Raw genomic sequence first — 18,164 nt, 5'->3', positions numbered from 1 at the left:
GGTAAGGAAATATTGTTCCCCAAGTCAAATAGTAGGTTGGGGCCCTGAGTATCTTGGAATAAAGCAGCTCGTAAATTATTGAGCGCAGCTTGCTGTAGACTTATCGGGAAATTAAAAGCGGTTTTTTTAGATGAGAACCGTTTACAGGTGTTAGGGCGTTGATTTTTCTGTAAACGGTTCTTGGATAGCTAAGTAGCAACCTTAGTAAAGTTGCGGCCCACCATCGCCGTACTCAGAGTCATTTTGTAGACTCAACTCGCCGGCTGCGCTGTTTAAATACTCTGCATCGGATTCAGACTTAAGCTTGATCATCAGGCGCAAGTCGTTGGCGGAGTCGGCGTGGGCGAGGGCGTCCTCGTAAGTAATTTCGCCGCGATCGTAGAGTTCATACAGCGCCTGGTCGAAGGTCTGCATGCCCTGTTCGCCGGAGCGTTTCATCAACTCCTTCATCTTGTGCACCTGGCCTTTGCGCACCAGGTCTGACATCAACGGCGTGTTGATCATAATTTCCAGACAGGCGCGGCGGCCATCGCCATCCGGTGTTGGTACCAGCTGCTGGGCAACCATGGCCTTAAGGTTCAGGGACAGATCCATAAACAGCTGTTGGTGACGGTCTGCCGGGAAGAAGTGAATGATCCGGTCGAGGGCTTGGTTGGCATTGTTGGCGTGCAGTGTACACAGGCACAGGTGACCAGTTTCGGCGAAAGCAATGGCATGCTCCATCGTTTCGCGGGAGCGCACCTCACCAATCAGGATGACATCTGGCGCTTGACGCAGAGTGTTCTTCAAGGCGATTTCGAAGGAGTCGGTATCCAGACCCACTTCGCGCTGGGTCACAATACAGCCGCGGTGCTGGTGGATAAATTCGATCGGGTCCTCAATGGTGATGATATGACCCTTGGTGTTCTCATTGCGGTGGCCGATCATCGAGGCTAGGGAGGTGGACTTACCGGTACCGGTGGCACCTACAAAAATAATCAGCCCGCGCTTGGTCATGGCCAGATCTTTGAGTACATCCGGCAGGCCGAGGCCGTCAATGGTGGGGATTTTTGTTTCGATGCGTCGCAGCACCATACCCACCAAGTTGCGCTGGAAGAAAGCCGACACCCGGAAACGGCCCACGTTGCGTACCGCAATGGCAAAGTTTAATTCCTTTTTTTCGGCGAACTCACGGCGCTGTTTCTCATTCATGGTGCCCACTACTAGCTCACGGGCTTTTTCTGGGGTGAGGGCACTACTACTGCAAGGCACTACGCGGCCGTGCAGTTTGATGGAAGGCGGTACGCCGGCGGTGATAAACAGATCCGATGCACCTTTCTCTACTACCAGCTGTAGGAGTCTTTCTATATCCATGATTGTTACCGCGTATTATTTTTTGACTGAAGAGGGGCCGTTAATGCTTAGAAGTTTTCTGGCATCTTGGCTTTTTCCCGCGCGACTTCGCGGCTGACGATACGTCGCGCCACCAGGTCTTCCAGGCACTGGTCCATGGTCTGCATACCAACGCTGGCACCAGTCTGGATGGCGGAGTACATCTGCGCGATTTTGTCTTCGCGGATCAAGTTGCGGATTGCGGGAGTGCCGCGCATGATCTCGTGGGCAGCGACACGGCCACCGCCGTTTTTCTTCAGTAGTGTCTGCGAGATTACTGCTTGCAGGGATTCCGATAGCATGGAACGCACCATGGCTTTTTCCTGTGCCGGGAACACATCCACTACCCGGTCGATAGTCTTGGCGGCGGAAGTGGTATGTAGGGTGCCGAATACCAAGTGGCCGGTTTCCGCTGCGGTTAATGCCAGGCGAATAGTTTCCAGGTCACGCATCTCCCCCACCAGAATGATATCCGGGTCTTCACGCAGGGCCGAGCGCAATGCTTCTGCGAAGCCGTGGGTATCTCTATGCACTTCGCGCTGGTTCACCAGGCATTTTTTGGATTCGTGCACGAATTCGATTGGGTCCTCAATGGTGAGGATATGCTCGTATTTGTTGTCGTTGATATAGTCCATCATCGCGGCGAGGGTGGTGGACTTACCGGAGCCGGTGGGCCCTGTGACCAAGACCAGGCCGCGCGGAGTATCGGAGATCTGTTTGAAAACTTGGCCCATGCCCAGATCCTCCATGGTTAAAACCTTGGAGGGAATGGTCCGGAATACGGCACCGGCACCGCGGTTGTGGTTAAAGGCGTTCACACGAAAGCGGGCTACACCAGGTACCTCGAAAGAGAAGTCGGTCTCGAGAAATTCTTCGTAGTCCTTACGTTGCTTGTCGTTCATGATCTCGTAGATCAGGCCGTGCACTTGCTTGTGTTCCATGGCCGGCAGGTTGATACGGCGCACGTCGCCATCCACACGGATCATCGGCGGAAGGCCTGCGGAGAGGTGCAGATCCGAAGCGTTTTGTTTGGCGCTAAAGGCGAGGAGTTCAGTGATATCCATACTGCTACCTTATGGTTCTTGTTTGGGCTCAGGTAAAATCGCCACTCATTTCGGTAAGGGCCTCAGTATATGCGCAAAGCGACAATCGTCGAAAACCTGAATGCAGTAGGTGAGCGGATTGTGACCTGCTGCAACAACTGCGATCGCGATCCTGCAGAAATCACTCTGCTGGCGGTTTCCAAGACCCGCCCAGCGGAGGATTTGCGTATCGCCTATGCGGCCGGTCAGCGACACTTTGGCGAAAACTATTTGCAGGAAGCCCTGGAAAAACAGGATGCCCTACAAGATCTGGATATCCATTGGCATTTCATCGGGCCATTGCAGTCGAATAAGTCTCGCGCGGTAGCCGAGCACTTTGATTGGATGCATACGGTGGATCGACTGAAGATCGCCCAGCGTCTATCATCCCAGCGGCCAACTAATTTGGCTCCCCTCAATATCTGTCTGCAGGTCAATATCGATAATGAGCAGAGCAAGTCTGGCATAGCTCCACAGGATTTGGAGACACTGGCGTGGGAAGTAGTGCAATTGCCGGGGCTGCGCCTGCGTGGTTTGATGGCGATCCCCGCGGCGCGACAGACAGTACAGGCGCAACACCAACCTTTTTTAGAGATGGCGCGCCTGCTGCATTCTCTGCAAGTGTTATTTCCCAACGAGGAGCTGGATACACTTTCCATGGGTATGTCTGCTGATATGGAGGCGGCGATTGCCTGCGGTGCGACCATTGTGCGCATCGGCACAGATATTTTTGGCGCGCGCAATTACTCTGAATGAAAGATCCTATTTTTATCCGAACGCTTGCCCGAAGTTCTAGGGCTGAGTTCGTGGGGAAAGTGTAAGAGACCAATGAAACGCTCAGGGACTCTCGAAGTGATATTGCTGGGGTTGACGCTATGCGCAGTGATTTCCCTGTCTATGGCGCACACCCTGCTGGTGACCTGGATGGCCTTGGAATGGCTGGCTTTTCTTTGCCTGCTTTCCTTTGCGCTACCTAAGGTCACACTGATCACCAATTTCTTAGACCGCACCGTCTCCCAGGCCCTGTGGCCTGAGAGCCGGCACTGGTTGTGGATACTTGCCATAGCGCTCAACCTGATCGCTGTTGTGGAAACATTGAGTTTAAGGCCTTAAAAAATAAACGGCCCACTGGGCCGTTTATTAAGCATTACGATTTATAAGAGCCTTTGGCACTACTCAACTAAAGTCAGTTTTTCCTTCTGTGTTTCGTCGAGCAAGTGTTCGGCAAAAAACAATGCGGTAGCCTGGGTGAAGACATCATTGTTTTCCTTTTTACGGTAGCCGTGCCCCTCATTTAACGCATTCATGTACCAAACCTGGTTACCGCTTTCTCGCAGTGCCGTCACGATCTGTTCCGCTTCTGTGACGGGGACGCGAGGGTCGTTTTTTCCCTGCACCACAAACATGGGGATCTGGATTTTCTCCACATGGTTGTTAGGGCTGATACCTTCCAGGAATTCGCGCATTTGCGGATCGCGTTCGTCACCGTATTCCACACGACGCAGGTCCCGGCGATAACTCTTGGTATTGGTGAGAAAGGTGACAAAATTGGAGATACCGACAATGTCCACAGCCGCTTTTAGGCGATCCGAATAGTGGACGCTGCTGGCCAGTACCATATAGCCGCCGTAGCTACCCCCGAAGACGGCAACCCGCTTGGCATCCAGGTCCGGCTGGGTGGCGATCCAGTCTAATAGCGCGCCAATGTCTTTCACCGAATCTTCACGCTTGTAGCCGTTGTCCATGGCCAGGTAACTTTTTCCGTAGCCGGCGGAGCCGCGCACATTAGGAGCGATCACTGCAGCCCCCAATTTCTTCAACCACAGTTGGTACTTGCTGGAAAATAGTGGGCGGTACTGAGCTTCGGGGCCGCCGTGAATGGAAATAATGACCGGCACAGGTGCCTTTATATCGCGCGGCTTGTAGACGAAGGCGGGAATCTTGCGTGGCTCGCCATTTACCTTATCGAAAGTGGGGTAGTGCACCAGCTTGGGCTCGATAAATTGCTCGGTATCCAGGCCGCCCACCTCACTAAATGTCCAGCGGTTCAGATCGCCACTGGATAGGGGGCGCCGGCCCAGATCCAAAACAAAGGTATCAGTGGGGGTTTTGGGGGTGTTCAGTGATAACGCTAACTTGTCTCCGCTGGGGTTGAACTCGATACCGCCGATCACACCAATAGGTAGTGTGTCGACTTTGCGGTAGCGATCATTGCGCGGATCGTACAAGTACAGTGCCGACATGCCGTTCTCGTTGGACACGAAAGCACCGCGGCGGCCGTCCTCACTAAGGACAAAGCTGCTGATATCCCAGGGAATACCGGCGCTAATAATTTTCTCATCGCCGCTGGCTAGATCTTTGCGGATCAGTTGGGTGAACTCGCCATTTTTATCGCTAACCAGGTATATGGAGCGGTCGTCGTAGCTAAAGCCGGCGGGAAAGTTGCGAGAGTCTTTTTCATCATCACCGGAGAGCAATGTTATTTCGCCGCTGTCCAGGTCCAACAGGTGAACTTTAGAGCGGGTGGAAGAAATATATTGCAGAACCAGTAGCTGGCTGCCGGATTGAGAGAAGTCACTGGGTCCCCACCAGCTACCATCCTCCGATTTTAGTATCAGGCGATCTTCATTTTTCTTGTCGCCAATCGTAGTCATCCAGATATCGTTGGCCCTACCGTCACGACGGGTGCTTTGGTAAGCCAGGGCTGAGCCCTGCTTATTCCAAAGAATGGCACCATTGCGAGATTCGCCATCGCTGAGCATCTTGCTCTTACCGTTGGCACTGTCAAATAGGAAAATCTGCGCATATTCGTTGCCGCCGGCGTCCATTGTGTAGGCCAGCTGTCGGTGCTGGGGGCGGGTAAGTACTTCCCCAATTGGTTCGTCAAAAAAAGTCAGCTGGCGGCGGGCTCCTCCAGCGCGCTCTACCTTGTGCAGCTGGTTTACCTCGCCAAAGCGGGTACTGATATACATACCGCTGCCTTCCATATCCCAGCCGCGAAAACTGGCTGAGCGCACATTCTGGTAGCGGTCGAGCTCTTCCACCAGGCTCGCTGGGATTGGGGGAATGTCCTGTAACTGCAGCTGGCCATTGTTCTCGGTGCGGGTCTCCACTCCATGGGCAACAGCAGCCGCGCTGAGCATTGCGGCGGTCACCAAATAGCGCCATTTCAACATTGTGTTCTCCTTGGCTAGCGCGCTCGGGCGCGCTTCTCTTGTTATTGGAATTGAGCGACCACATATTATCGGAATCCCTGCGGGGTATAACAGCCAGTAAAACTCACAGAGAATGAGGCGAATGCTCGCCGAGGTAACCCAAGTGACTGCAACAAATCCCAAAATTGTTTTTATCGGCGGTGCCGGAAATATGGCCGGTGCGGTAATCGGTGGCCTGCTGGCGGCGGGATACCCGGCCGATAGAATTGTGGCTACCGGGCGTGATCCCCTCAAACTTGAGGCGTTTGCCAAGCGCCACAATACCGTGGTGCACAGTGATAATATCGATGCGATTGATGGCGCAGATGTCATCGTTTTGTCGGTAAAGCCCCAGGTGATGCGCGATCTGTGCATGGATTTGCGCCCCCACCTGAAAGGGAGCAAGCCGCTGATTATTACTTTGGCCGCAGGTATTCCCTTGGCTGCCTACCAGCGCTGGTTGGGGGAGCATCTGCCGATTGTACGCGCTATGCCCAATACGCCGGCTCTAGTACAGAGTGGGGTGACAGGGTTGTTTGCAGACGAGGCGGTAACTGCGGAGCATCGCGCCATTACTGCGCGTATAGTTAACGCAGTAGGTATCTCCCTATGGGTGGATAAAGAAGAGGGCATCGACCAGGTGATCGCTGTGGCAGGGTCGGCGCCGGCGTATTTCTTTCAGTTTATGGAGGCGATGATCGACGCCTCCGCAGCCAGTGGCTTTGCCCGCGCCGATGCCGAGCGCCTCGTGTTGCAAACTGCCCTGGGCGCCGCCAAACTGGCCATGACCAGTGATGTAGATGTAGCTCAGTTGAAGCGCAATGTGATGTCGCCGGGTGGTACCACCGAGCGCGCTGTGCAGCGCTTTGAGCAGGGCGGCCTGCCGCAGTTGGTGGCCGATGCCATGCGCGATTGTGCCGAGCGCGCTGCAGAAATGGCTCGCGAACTGGACCAATAAACTTATCAACACAATAAATGGTGCAGGCTGCGCCGCGAGTTGATCACTCTTTAGGGATTTTCAATGACAAGTACCTTCAGCAACATCGGTGTTTTCCTGGTGGCTACCCTGGGTATCCTCTACCTATTTGCGGTATTGATGCGTTTTTTGCTGCAGTTGGCCCGGGCAGACTTCTATAACCCGATTTCTCAGGGCATCGTTAAAGTTACCAATCCGCTACTACTGCCCCTGCGCAAGGTAGTGCCGGGTCTCTTCGGCGTGGATATGGCCTCGGTAGTGCTGGCCTTGCTGGTGGGTCTAGTGATGATACTGGTTTGCGGTGCGTTTGCCGGATTTGGTCTTTTCAATCCCCTGAGTGCACTGCTGTGGTCTCTGATCGGCTGTGTCGCTACCGTGATTGCGGTCGTGTTTGTGGGAATGCTGATCTCCATTGTGTTCAGCTGGATCGCTCCGCAGAGCAGCCACCCAGCACTGATGCTACTGCGCCAGTTGCTAGAGCCTTTCTGCGCACCGGTACGCCGCTTGATTCCGCCCTTGGGGGTGATTGATATCAGCCCTATCTTCGTGTTTATTCTACTTACTGTGGCGGATAAGTTGCTATTAGGCTTTGCCAGTATGGCCAATATGCCGCGCTTTGTTTACAGCCTTTTCTGGCATATCCCCGGTTTTTAAATTGACTACTGTGCGCTTTTCTTCCACCGCGCGCACTGGATCGCATTTGGCGCAGTGTTAGACTTTTATACTAACGGCTACCGGACCAACTCAGCTTTGAGTGTTTTGGGTCGGTAGCCAGCAGAGTATAAATTACAAGAATACTGTGAAATGGAAGACGCACTCCTACGCCAACATATCTCTGAATACGATCGCTGGAAAAAGAATCTGGATCGACAATTCGCCCAGTTCAGTCAGTGGTTACAGCAGCATTTCCCCAACTCTGCCGGCGCCTGCCAAGTTGTACAACAGGCCCGTGCGCTTCTCAGCGATGATCAGTTCACCTTGGTGTTTGTGGGAGAATTTTCCCGTGGCAAAACCGAGCTGATCAATGCCCTCTTGGCACAGACCTACGGCCAGCGGCTGCTACCCTCCAAACCCGGCCGCACCACCATGTGCCCAACGGAGATCTTTAGCGATGGCGGAGAGCGCGCCAGCCTGCGCCTGTTGCCCATTGAGACCCTGGCGACCAATACCAGCCTTGAGAGCTTCCGGCGAATTCCACAGAAGTGGGTCACGCACGAGTTCGACGCCAATAATCCCGATGCGACCCGCGAAGCTTTACTAAAAGTGGCCGCCACCAAATCGGTGTTGCCGGAGGAGGCTGCGCGTTATGGCTTCGATCGCCGCCACCTGGATGACAAAGGCAATTTGGTGGAAATTCCCGCCTGGCGCTATGCGCTGATCTGCCTGCCACATCCACTGCTAGATCAAGGCCTGCGGATTATTGACACACCGGGACTCAACGCTCTGGGCAATGAGCCGGAACTGACTCTGAGCACACTGCCTGGCGCCCAGGCAGTCGCATTTCTGCTGGCCGCCGATGCCGGTGTCAGTGGCACTGATATGAATATGTGGGAGACCCACCTGGCCCCTCTGCGCGAACATCGCGGCACTCCAGTTATGGCGTTGTTGAATAAAGTGGATGTTCTTTGGGATGATCCAGATGAAGATGCGCAGCAACTGTTGCGGCGCATGCGTTCTCAGGTCGCAAAATTACTGTCCCTGCCACAGGAGAGTGTCACCGGAGTCTCGGCAAAAATGGCCCTGTTGGCGCGTCAACAGCAGGATGTCGAACTTTTGCGCAACAGCTGTTTTACTGATTTTGAAAAGCTGTTGGTTCAACGTTTGCTGGAGCACCGCCAAAAAGTGGCGGAACACCGCTCTCTGCACCAGGCCCTGACGTTGATGGCGGATACCCGCGATCTGCTCAAGCGCCGGCTCAACAGCGGCCGTGCCGCGCTGATGCATTTGCAGCGCAATAGTGCCAGCACTGAGGAGCAACTGACCGAGTTGGGCCAGTTGCAGCAGACTGTACGTGAGCAACATAAGCTCTGCCATCAGGAGTTACTCACTCTGAAGTCCAGCCAGCGCATGCTAATGCGGCAGAGTACGGCCCTACTCGCGCCTATTACCATACAACAGCTGCAACGGTTGGTTGATGAAACCAGTAAGGCGCTGCATAAGCGTTGGACACCCATGGGGCTTGCCAAGGCCATCGATACTTTTATGGAGGGAGTCGATTGCCAGTTAGCCACTTTAGAGCGGGAAGTGGATCAGGCGAATCGACTGTTGGATGCGATTTTTGAGCGTTCCAGCCTGAAGAAGGTGGACAGTGCCGAACAGTACTTCACCATTCGCCAATTCCGTATCACCCTGCGCGGCTTACACCGCCAGGCGGCCCAGCTGCGACGCTCCCCACAGCTTTTACTGGCGCGGCGCAACCGTTTGAGCGAGCGTTTTGTTACGACCCTGGCCAGTGAGGTAGGGCGCCTTTATAGCGAAATGGGTGCCGCGGCAGAAAACTGGCTTGAGCAGGCTCTGGAACCTCTCAAGCAACATACGCAATACCAAAAACATCTTCTGAATCGGCACTTGATCAAATTGACCGAGCTGAAGCAGAAAACCCGAAGTCGGCACACCGATTTGCGTACCCTAGAGGACGAGGTACTGCGCAATGATCGGGCCCTGTCGGCACTGGAGGACTTGCTGCGCTACAGTACTTCGGCACCACAGCCTTTGGCGCCAGCGCCGCGCGCGCACAATGTCACCCCACTGAAACCAGCTCTGACGACTTAACACTCTCGCCGGCGGTTGCTAATTGTCATAAGTTGCAGCACTCCCGTACACTTGCTGCAGTGACAATAACCAACCGCCAAATAACCCGACAGATATAATTACTTTGTCCACGGAAAACTCCAGCCCCTCCCGCGAGGCACTCAGTACAGCAGATCACGGCTCTGTAGGTCTTGTAACAGCAAAGAGCCATAAGTTTTGTGAACCTCTGCAGTTGGCCTGCGGGCGTGTTTTACAGGACTACACCCTAGTCTATGAAACCTATGGCGAAATGAATGCCGATAAAAGTAACGCGGTGTTGATTTGCCATGCGTTATCCGGTCACCACCATGCTGCGGGCAGACACAGCCCCGAGGACAAGCGCCCAGGGTGGTGGGACCACTATATCGGTCCCGGCAAGCCCATCGATACCAATAGGTTTTTTGTGGTGGCGGTCAATAACTTGGGCGGCTGCCATGGTTCTACCGGGCCCGTCTCTATCAATCCCGCCACGGGTAAACCCTGGGGCCCGGATTTTCCCTCCTTGCGAGTGCGCGACTGGGTACACAGCCAGGCGCGCTTGGCAGATATTCTTGGCATAGAGCAGTGGGCCGCAGTGATTGGTGGCAGCCTGGGGGGGATGCAGGCCATGCGTTGGTCTCTGGAGTACCCGGAACGCTTGCGCCATTGCGTGGTGATTGCTTCGGCGATGAAACTCTCGGCGCAGAATATTGCTTTCAATGAGACCGCACGTCAGGCGATAACCTCGGATCCGGATTTCTGTGCAGGGCGCTATCTGGAGGTGGGGAAACTGCCACGTGGAGGTTTGGCTGTCGCGCGCATGATTGGCCACATTACCTATCTTTCCGATGATGGTTTGGCGCATAAATTTGGTCGTGAACTGCGTTCCGGCAGCTTCCAGCAGGGCGTTGACGAAGAGGTGGAGTTTCAGATTCAGAGTTATTTGCGCTACCAGGGTGATAGCTTTTCCAGCAGTTTCGATCCAAATACCTACATCCTTATGACACGAGCGCTGGATATTTTTGATCTCGCACGGGAGTACAACGACGACCCGGTAGCGGCTTTTGCCCATGCGCGTTGCCGCTTCCTGTTGATCTCCTTCACTTCGGACTGGCGCTTCGCCCCCAGCCGCTCGCGGGAAATCGCCGATGCGTTGATGCACGCCAATCGGGCGGTGAGTTATGCAGAAATAGAGTCCGCCATGGGACACGATGCCTTCCTGTTGCCAAATAAGCGCTACGAGGGCGTCTTTCGTGCCTACATGCAGCGTGTAGCGCTGGAGCACAAAGCAGGGCAGCCCGCATGCGTATAGATCTCAATGTAATCCAAGACTGGATAGCACCCGCAAGCCGAGTACTCGATCTGGGCTGTGGTGATGGTGAACTGCTGGAACAGTTGCAGAAGAACAAAGACGTTGTCGGTTACGGACTGGAAATAGATGCGCAGCAGATACACTGCTGTGTGCAGCGTGGGGTCAATGTCGTCGAGCAAAACCTCGATGCGGGGCTTACCAATTTCGCCGATGCCAGTTTCGATACCGTGGTAATGACCCAGGCCCTGCAAACGTTGAGGCACCCGCATCTGGTGGTGGGTGAAATGTTACGAGTTGGGCGCGACTGTATTATCACCTTCCCCAACTTTGGCCAGTGGAAGGCACGCTGGCACCTGGCTTTTTCTGGGCGTATGCCGGTTTCCGATTTATTACCATTTGAATGGTATGACACACCCAATATTCATTTTTGTACTTTTCGAGACTTCGAGGTGCTGTGCGAGCAGAACGATTGGACTATTTTGCACCGCCAGGTAGTATCTGAGTCGAAATTAGGGGTGGTCTTTAAAGACTTTTTGCCAAATTTATTCGGTGAGACCGCGATATACCACCTGACTCGCTAAACTAATATCTGCGCCAAGTTTTTGTTCCGGGTCTCTGGGGCAAACTGCTGATATGGGTGATTATCGCTCTGGCCAAACCGCCGGGTCTGCCCGGTTATTCAGTTGAAAGGGCGCTCATAACAATTGGAGGTGACCCGTGAACCGCATCTTTAATGTCGCTGCCGCTCTTACGCTGCTCTTCCTGACCGCTAGTGCCATGGCACAACAGGCCCGTGTTATTAAGAATTACGAGGACTTCGGAGATTATCGGGTGATTTTCTCGGTGTTCAACAGTGACTTTATCCAGCCGGACATCGCCCAACAGTACCAACTGGTGAGGGCTAAAGACCGCGCCTACGTGAATGTCTCTGTGGTGAAAAAAGATGGTGGTACCAAGGGCCTCAGTGCGGAGATGTCCGGCAATGCGACAAACCTGATTCAGCAGTCGCGACCGCTGAAGTTTAAAGAAATTCGGGAAGGCGACGCGGTTTACTATTTGGCACCCTTGCGCTTTGAAAAAGAGGAAACTCTCACCTTCAATGTGGATGTGACTCTGCCCAATGGCAAGAAACAGACAATTTCCTTCCGTCGCAAGCTCTAGCGGCAATGGTGAATGATCTGAGTGAGCGATTCTCTCTGTTTATACGGCTGCAAGCTGTGTGATCAAGAAAGACTTCTCAATTAAACTGAATCCTTTGCGGGCCCAGAGCCCGTTTTTTATTTGATACGGCATGTTAAAAAGAATTGTTTTGGCCAGCGGTAACGCCGGCAAATTGCGAGAATTTTCCCAACTCTTCAACAGCTGGGACATCGAGGTTCTGCCACAGTCTGAATTCGGTGTGAGTGATGCAGAGGAGACCGGGCTCAGCTTTATTGAAAATGCCCTGATCAAAGCACGCCACGCCAGCCGCATTAGCGGCCTCCCGGCGCTGGCCGATGACTCTGGGTTGGCAGTGGATGTGCTCGGTGGTGCGCCGGGAATCTATTCGGCGCGATATTCCGGCGAGGGTGCTACGGATGCACGCAATAACAGCAAGCTGCTTGAGGCCTTGCAAGGGATCGAAGAGGTGCGTCGTGGTGCCAGTTTCCACTGTGCACTAGCCTTTGTACGCAGTTTTGATGACCCGGTCCCCCTAGTATGTAGTGCCCAGTGGCGCGGCCGTATACTCAATGAGCCTGCCGGTGAGCAGGGCTTTGGCTACGACCCCCTGTTCTTTGTGGATGCGGAAGGAATGACCTCTGCGCAGATGCCGAGAGAGCTGAAAAACCGCATTAGCCACCGCGCCCAGGCAGTGGTGGCATTTGAAACGATGTGGCAGGAAACTATGCTGGGTACCGATCTTGCAGGATAGAAACCATAGTTTGCAGTTACCGCCGCTTAGCCTTTACGTACATATCCCCTGGTGTGTGCGTAAATGTCCCTACTGTGATTTCAACTCCCACCAGGCGAGCAGAGATCATACGGATACGGAGTATGCTCTCCCACAGGCGGACTATGTGGCGCAATTGCGCCGTGATTTGATCAGCCAGCTGCCTTGGGTGCAGGGACGCAAGCTGCGCTCGATTTTCTTTGGTGGTGGTACCCCGAGCCTGTTTTCTCCCGAAGCAATCGGCCAGATCCTGATAATGGCCGAGGAGCTGGTTGGCTTCAGTGAGAATATTGAAATAACTTTGGAAGCCAATCCGGGTACTTTCGAGCAGGCTAAATTCACCGGCTATCGGGCCGCAGGGGTTAATAGACTCTCGATTGGCGTGCAGAGTTTTAGCAGTAGCCAGTTGCACAATCTGGGCCGCATCCACAGCGGCGAAGAGGCCAGTGAGGCCCTAGGGATGGCGCGGAAGGCCGGCTTCGATAATATCAATCTCGATCTGATGCATGGTCTGCCTGGACAGACAGAGGCTGAGGCTCTGGAAGACCTGCAGCGCGCTGTCTCCCTGGCGCCTGAACATATCTCCTGGTACCAATTAACCATTGAACCCAATACAGTGTTCTACAGCGCTCCCCCCTCGACACCGGGGTCACAGCTGATCGCCAGTATGCAGAGCCACGGGCGCGAGTTCCTTGCCTCGGAGGGATACTTTCGCTACGAGGTGTCCGCCTACAGTGGCAGGGGACTGGAGTCGCGCCACAACCTCAACTATTGGGGCTTTGGCGATTACCTGGGCATTGGTGCCGGAGCCCACGGCAAAGTCAGCTTGCCTGCAGAGGGGAAGGTATTGCGCAGTCGCCGTACGCGAACTCCAAGAGACTACCTATCGATTGCACCCCAGGGGGGGGAGTTGTTGCAGCGCGCACTGGCTGAGCCCCATATTGATTCAATAGAGTTTAGCGATTTGCCCCTTGAGTTCTTGATGAACGCCCTGCGCCTGGTCGAGGGTGTACCGGTAGATACTTTTGAGCGCTATACCGGCCTATCATTGGAGGCCCTGCAGCGACATTGGCCTGGGCTGATGGCTATGGATCTGGTACAGCCGCTGGAGCGCCGTATTGCTGCCAGTGCCTTTGGCTTTGACTATCTTGATGAGATTCTTCAGCGGTTTTTGGAGCAGGCCTGATATATGAGCAGGGCTTGAAAACGGAATTAATGCCCCAAAATCTGGGCTGATCGGCGCAGTACAGCTGTATTACCACAGCCGGCATCGTGAGATGATGCGCCTGCGGTGTCCCCGCATCGAGTAACTAAAGAACAGGAAAGCATTATGAGCGAGCACGCAATCATCAACGTAACCGACGCTGAGTTTGAAGCCGAGGTTCTCAAGGCTGAAGGTCCGGTGCTGGTGGACTTCTGGGCGCAATGGTGCGGTCCGTGCAAAATGATCGCTCCGGTCCTGGAAGACCTCTCTGGTCACTATGGAGAAAAATTGAAAATCGTCAAAGTTGACGTGGATGCCAACAAAGAAACCCCGGCAAAGTACAATGTACGCGGTATTCCTACCCTGCTGCTGTTTAAAGGTGGCAATGTGGAAGGCACTAAGGTTGGCGCCCTGTCTCGCGCCCAGTTGACCGAGTTTATCGATAGCCAGCTTTAATCCCGGTTAATTCATCCTGCAAAGAAGGCAAATTTCTTTGCAGGATGGGAAACACCCGTTATACTGGCTGTAATTCTGTAATAGTTCAGTCAGCTGTGAATCCAGTGACGACCAGCTGAAGAAAACGCCCCCCCATAGGTCCCTGACTATTCCCGGCGTATTTATTCCTCGAATTGAGCTTAATTGAGACGGCTTTCCCTATAACGTTTAGTGTTGGAAAGCTAAAGCCAATGAGTATTACGCTTTTGAAAGGCATGGAGTCCTGGAGTATCGGGCAAATAAACGAGCAAATCTCTGATTTTCAAACCCCTCCTCAAATTATTTCCGGCGTGTCCGCGCCAATGACAACAGAAACCTTAATAAGCAATTGGTATGAATCTCTCCGAATTAAAAACCAAACCCATTGAAGAGTTGATTGAAATAGCCAAAGGCATGGGCCTGGAAAACCTGGCCCGGTCGCGTAAACAGGATATTATTTTTAATATTCTCAAACGCCACGCCAAAAGCGGTGAAGATATTTACGGTGATGGCGTATTGGAAATCCTTCAGGATGGTTTTGGATTTTTGCGTTCCGCTGATTCCTCCTATCTCGCGGGTCCGGATGATATCTATGTTTCCCCCAGCCAAATTCGTCGATTTAATTTGCGCACGGGTGACTCAATTTCCGGAAAAATTCGCCCACCAAAAGAGGGTGAGAGATATTTCGCTCTATTAAAGGTTAACGAAATTAATTTCGATAAACCGGAAAATGCCCGCAATAAGATTCTTTTTGAAAACCTCACCCCGCTTTTCCCCAACGATCGCTTAACCCTGGAATGTGGAAATGGCTCTTCCGAAGACCTGATTGGCCGCATTATTGATCTGGTTGCGCCGATAGGTAAGGGCCAGAGGGGTTTGATCGTGGCGCCGCCAAAAGCCGGTAAAACGATTATGTTGCAGAATATGGCTCAGGCTATCACGCGCAACAATCCGGAGTGCCACCTTATTGTCCTGCTGATCGATGAGCGCCCGGAAGAAGTTACCGAAATGCAGCGCTCGGTGCGCGGAGAAGTGGTTGCCTCTACATTTGATGAGCCTCCGGCACGTCACGTACAGGTTGCCGAGATGGTTATCGAAAAGGCCAAGCGCTTGGTAGAGCACAAGAAAGACGTGGTCATCCTGTTGGACTCTATTACCCGTCTGGCGCGTGCCTATAACACCACGGTACCCAGTTCCGGTAAGGTATTGACAGGTGGTGTGGATGCCCACGCCCTCGAGAGACCTAAGCGTTTCTTCGGCGCCGCACGGAATATTGAAGAAGGCGGAAGTCTGTCTATTATTGCTACTGCACTGATTGATACTGGCTCGAAGATGGATGAGGTGATTTTCGAGGAGTTTAAAGGCACGGGTAATATGGAGTTGCAGTTGGATCGTAAGATCGCGGAAAAACGTGTTTATCCGGCAATTAATGTTCGACGTTCGGGAACACGTCGAGAAGAGCTGCTGATGCCTGAGGGCGAGCTGCAGCGGGTATGGATCCTGCGCAAGTTACTACATGATATGGAAGATGTAGCCTCAACTGAATTCCTGGTGGACAAGCTGAAAGACTTCAAGACAAATGACGAATTCTTCCTGTCCATGAAACGGAAATAATTTTTTTATATAAAAGGCGCCCATATCGGCGCCTTTTATATTCTGGTTTGCACAAAGTGATTATTTGCGCGAATTAATGTTGAAAAGGCGAGCTATAAGGCATATAAAGTTCCACATCGTGGCGCTGGGTATGAAATTTATAGTTTGGCGCCCGACCGAATTGGCCCAGGGATAACCCCGCAAAGGGCCAATCTCAAATGGATAATCTGGTGGAGCTGGTTATTCATTTGTGACTGCACGACAGCCCACACATCTAGTGAGAACCTTTTGTGAATATCTATATTGGAAATCTGGCCTACGCGGTAACCTCTGACGACCTGCACGAAGCTTTCGGCGCATTCGGAGAAATCTCTCGGGCTACTGTTATTACTGACCGTGAGACTGGCCGCTCTAAGGGCTTCGGTTTCGTAGAAATGCCTAACGACGACGAAGCGCGCAAAGCGATCGAAGAGATGAACGACCAGCCTCTGTCTGGCCGTAACATCCGCGTGAACGAAGCTAAGCCTCGCGAAGATCGTCCGCGTCGCCCTCGCTTCTAAGCTACGGCTAGCTTAAGTTTTTTGCGACCCGCAGCATTTTGTTTGCGGGTCGTTTCTTCCTTTTCTCAATTGGCACCCTATCCTGGGGCTGTTCCCCATTTTGTAATTTCTGTTTTACACTGCGCGCTGGATTTTTCTTCTTGACCGGCAGCCCATGAAATACAAAGACCTGCGTGATTTTATCCAATTGTTGGAAAAGCGTGGCCAGCTCAAACGGATTAAATTCCCTGTAGACCCCAATCTGGAAATGACAGAAATCTCTGATCGCGTTCTGCGCTCGGGAGGTCCTGCATTACTTTTTGAAAATCCTATCGGTTTTGATACGCCGGTGCTCGCCAATCTGTTTGGCACCACTGAGCGAGTAGCGCTTGGGATGGGGCGTGAGAGCATTGATGACCTACGTGAGGTGGGTGAATTACTCGCCTTCCTCAAGGAACCTCAACCGCCTGAGAATTTGCGCGATGCCTGGGAAAAACTGCCGGTTTTCAAGCAAGTGCTCAATATGGGGCCGAAGGTGGTCAAGGGTGCAGCCTGTCAGCAGGTGGTAGTAGATAAAGCTCAATTAGACCTCACCAAATTGCCAATTCAGACCTGCTGGCCGGGAGATGCGGCTCCATTGGTAACCTGGCCATTGGTGATCACTCGTGGGTCAGAGAAGAAGCGCCAAAACCTGGGTATTTATCGCATGCAGTTAATCGGTAAAAACCGACTGATAATGCGTTGGCTCAGCCACCGGGGAGGTGCGTTGGATTACCGTGATTGGTGCCGGAAGCACCCCGGGGAGCCCTATCCTGTAGCTGTAGCACTTGGCGCAGATCCGGCCACAATACTGGGAGCAGTGACCCCGGTACCTGATAGCCTGTCGGAATACGCCTTTGCCGGGCTATTGCGTGGAGATAAAACCGAAGTAACTGGTGCATTGCTCAGTGATCTGCAGGTTCCCGCCAGTGCTGAGTATGTGTTGGAAGGTTTTATCTACCCCGATGACATGGACGATGAAGGCCCCTATGGGGATCATACGGGCTATTACAATGAGGTGGACCGTTTCCCGGTGTTTACCGTGGAGAAAATCACCCACCGGAAAAACCCCATCTATCACAGTACTTACACTGGCCGTCCGCCGGATGAACCCGCGATCCTTGGCGAGGCACTCAATGAAGTATTTGTGCCTATTTTACAGAAACAATTTCCTGAAATTGTCGATTTTTACTTGCCACCTGAAGGCTGCTCCTATCGGCTAGCTGTAGTAACTATGAAAAAGCAGTATCCCGGTCATGCCAAAAGGGTAATGATGGGAGTCTGGTCTTTCCTGCGCCAGTTTATGTATACCAAGTTTGTTATCGTTACCGATGATGATGTGAATGCAAGAGATTGGAAAGATGTAATTTGGGCTATGACAACCCGTATGGACCCCGCGCGTGATACGGTGATGGTGGAAAACACCCCGATTGATTATCTGGATTTTGCCTCGCCAGTTTCTGGCTTGGGTTCGAAGATTGGTTTTGATGCTACTAATAAATGGCAGGGAGAAACCAACAGAGAGTGGGGTAATCCTATCGAGAAAGATCCACAGGTGGTCCAGAGAGTCGATGAAATCTGGTCCAAACTAGGTTTTGAATAATTACTGGTCCTACTTTATTTTAGTTGTTCTTCCATAGGGCGTCCCAAGAGGCGCTCTAGTTGCTAATTTCTTAGCATT

At 52.9% G+C, this 18,164-nt stretch carries 17 protein-coding genes; 14 read left to right on the top strand and 3 right to left on the bottom strand.

All coding sequences use genetic code 11. The features are described 5' to 3' along the window. Positions 1–201 precede the first annotated feature (201 nt). Together ACJJIT_RS18630 and ACJJIT_RS18625 are read right to left on the bottom strand one after the other, a co-directional pair. On the bottom strand, positions 202–1,353 hold the full coding sequence (locus ACJJIT_RS18630) for a PilT/PilU family type 4a pilus ATPase (RefSeq protein WP_152450611.1): 1,152 nt from the start codon (positions 1,351–1,353) through the stop codon (positions 202–204). Positions 1,354–1,400: 47 nt separating this feature from the next. Continuing rightward, positions 1,401–2,435: a type IV pilus twitching motility protein PilT gene (locus ACJJIT_RS18625; protein WP_252084158.1), complete on the bottom strand. Its 1,035-nt coding sequence runs from the start codon at positions 2,433–2,435 to the stop codon at positions 1,401–1,403. A gap of 69 nt (positions 2,436–2,504) precedes the next feature. Between ACJJIT_RS18625 and ACJJIT_RS18620 the strand changes: the two genes are divergently transcribed. Further along, positions 2,505–3,209 (top strand): YggS family pyridoxal phosphate-dependent enzyme, encoded by a 705-nt coding sequence (locus ACJJIT_RS18620; protein WP_444899294.1) that lies wholly within the window; start codon positions 2,505–2,507, stop codon positions 3,207–3,209. 72 nt (positions 3,210–3,281) lie between these two features. Further along, entirely contained in the window at positions 3,282–3,566 is a 285-nt protein-coding gene (locus ACJJIT_RS18615) for a hypothetical protein (protein ID WP_252084160.1), read from the top strand. Positions 3,567–3,625: 59 nt separating this feature from the next. On the opposite strand, the gene ACJJIT_RS18610 is transcribed toward ACJJIT_RS18615, so the two are convergent. Continuing rightward, positions 3,626–5,629, bottom strand: a complete 2,004-nt coding sequence (locus ACJJIT_RS18610; RefSeq protein ID WP_444899293.1) for an alpha/beta fold hydrolase — start codon at positions 5,627–5,629, stop codon at positions 3,626–3,628. Positions 5,630–5,771: 142 nt separating this feature from the next. On the opposite strand from ACJJIT_RS18610, the gene proC reads away from it, so the two are divergent. The 12 genes from proC to ubiD all read left to right on the top strand — a co-directional run bounded on the left by proC (position 5,772) and on the right by ubiD (position 18,086). Next, positions 5,772–6,605 carry a pyrroline-5-carboxylate reductase gene (gene proC, locus ACJJIT_RS18605; protein ID WP_444899292.1) on the top strand — a complete coding sequence of 278 codons (834 nt, stop codon included), beginning with the start codon at positions 5,772–5,774 and terminating at the stop codon, positions 6,603–6,605. Positions 6,606–6,668: 63 nt separating this feature from the next. After that, entirely contained in the window at positions 6,669–7,277 is a 609-nt protein-coding gene (locus ACJJIT_RS18600; RefSeq protein ID WP_252084163.1) for a YggT family protein, read from the top strand. A gap of 150 nt (positions 7,278–7,427) precedes the next feature. Further along, complete coding sequence (locus ACJJIT_RS18595; RefSeq protein ID WP_252084164.1) at positions 7,428–9,395, top strand: dynamin family protein; 1,968 nt, start codon at positions 7,428–7,430, stop codon at positions 9,393–9,395. 103 nt (positions 9,396–9,498) lie between these two features. Further along, positions 9,499–10,704, top strand: coding sequence for a homoserine O-succinyltransferase MetX (metX, locus tag ACJJIT_RS18590; RefSeq protein WP_444899291.1), 1,206 nt, complete (start codon positions 9,499–9,501; stop codon positions 10,702–10,704). Beyond that, complete coding sequence (gene metW, locus ACJJIT_RS18585) at positions 10,695–11,285, top strand: methionine biosynthesis protein MetW (protein ID WP_444899290.1); 591 nt, start codon at positions 10,695–10,697, stop codon at positions 11,283–11,285. Before metX ends, metW begins: the two co-directional genes overlap by 10 nt. A 136-nt stretch (positions 11,286–11,421) precedes the next feature. Beyond that, on the top strand, positions 11,422–11,865 hold the full coding sequence (locus ACJJIT_RS18580) for a DUF4426 domain-containing protein (RefSeq protein WP_444883429.1): 444 nt from the start codon (positions 11,422–11,424) through the stop codon (positions 11,863–11,865). A 130-nt stretch (positions 11,866–11,995) separates the two neighbouring features. Further along, complete coding sequence (gene rdgB, locus ACJJIT_RS18575) at positions 11,996–12,616, top strand: RdgB/HAM1 family non-canonical purine NTP pyrophosphatase (RefSeq protein ID WP_444899289.1); 621 nt, start codon at positions 11,996–11,998, stop codon at positions 12,614–12,616. Further along, positions 12,606–13,820 (top strand): radical SAM family heme chaperone HemW, encoded by a 1,215-nt coding sequence (hemW, locus tag ACJJIT_RS18570; protein WP_444899288.1) that lies wholly within the window; start codon positions 12,606–12,608, stop codon positions 13,818–13,820. The genes rdgB and hemW overlap by 11 nt, the downstream gene beginning before the upstream one ends. Before the next feature lie 144 nt (positions 13,821–13,964). Further along, positions 13,965–14,294 (top strand): thioredoxin TrxA, encoded by a 330-nt coding sequence (gene trxA, locus ACJJIT_RS18565; protein WP_252084169.1) that lies wholly within the window; start codon positions 13,965–13,967, stop codon positions 14,292–14,294. 372 nt (positions 14,295–14,666) lie between these two features. Next, positions 14,667–15,926: a transcription termination factor Rho gene (gene rho, locus ACJJIT_RS18560; RefSeq protein WP_108731406.1), complete on the top strand. Its 1,260-nt coding sequence runs from the start codon at positions 14,667–14,669 to the stop codon at positions 15,924–15,926. A gap of 269 nt (positions 15,927–16,195) precedes the next feature. Continuing rightward, positions 16,196–16,465, top strand: coding sequence for an RNA recognition motif domain-containing protein (locus ACJJIT_RS18555; RefSeq protein ID WP_020413665.1), 270 nt, complete (start codon positions 16,196–16,198; stop codon positions 16,463–16,465). Positions 16,466–16,619: 154 nt separating this feature from the next. Beyond that, entirely contained in the window at positions 16,620–18,086 is a 1,467-nt protein-coding gene (gene ubiD, locus ACJJIT_RS18550) for a 4-hydroxy-3-polyprenylbenzoate decarboxylase (protein ID WP_444899287.1), read from the top strand. The last annotated feature ends 78 nt before the right edge of the window (positions 18,087–18,164 follow it).

It is taken from the genome of Microbulbifer mixtoriginis (SeqCode) (genome assembly GCF_052467515.1).
This window is presented reverse-complemented; position numbering and strand designations above follow the sequence as displayed.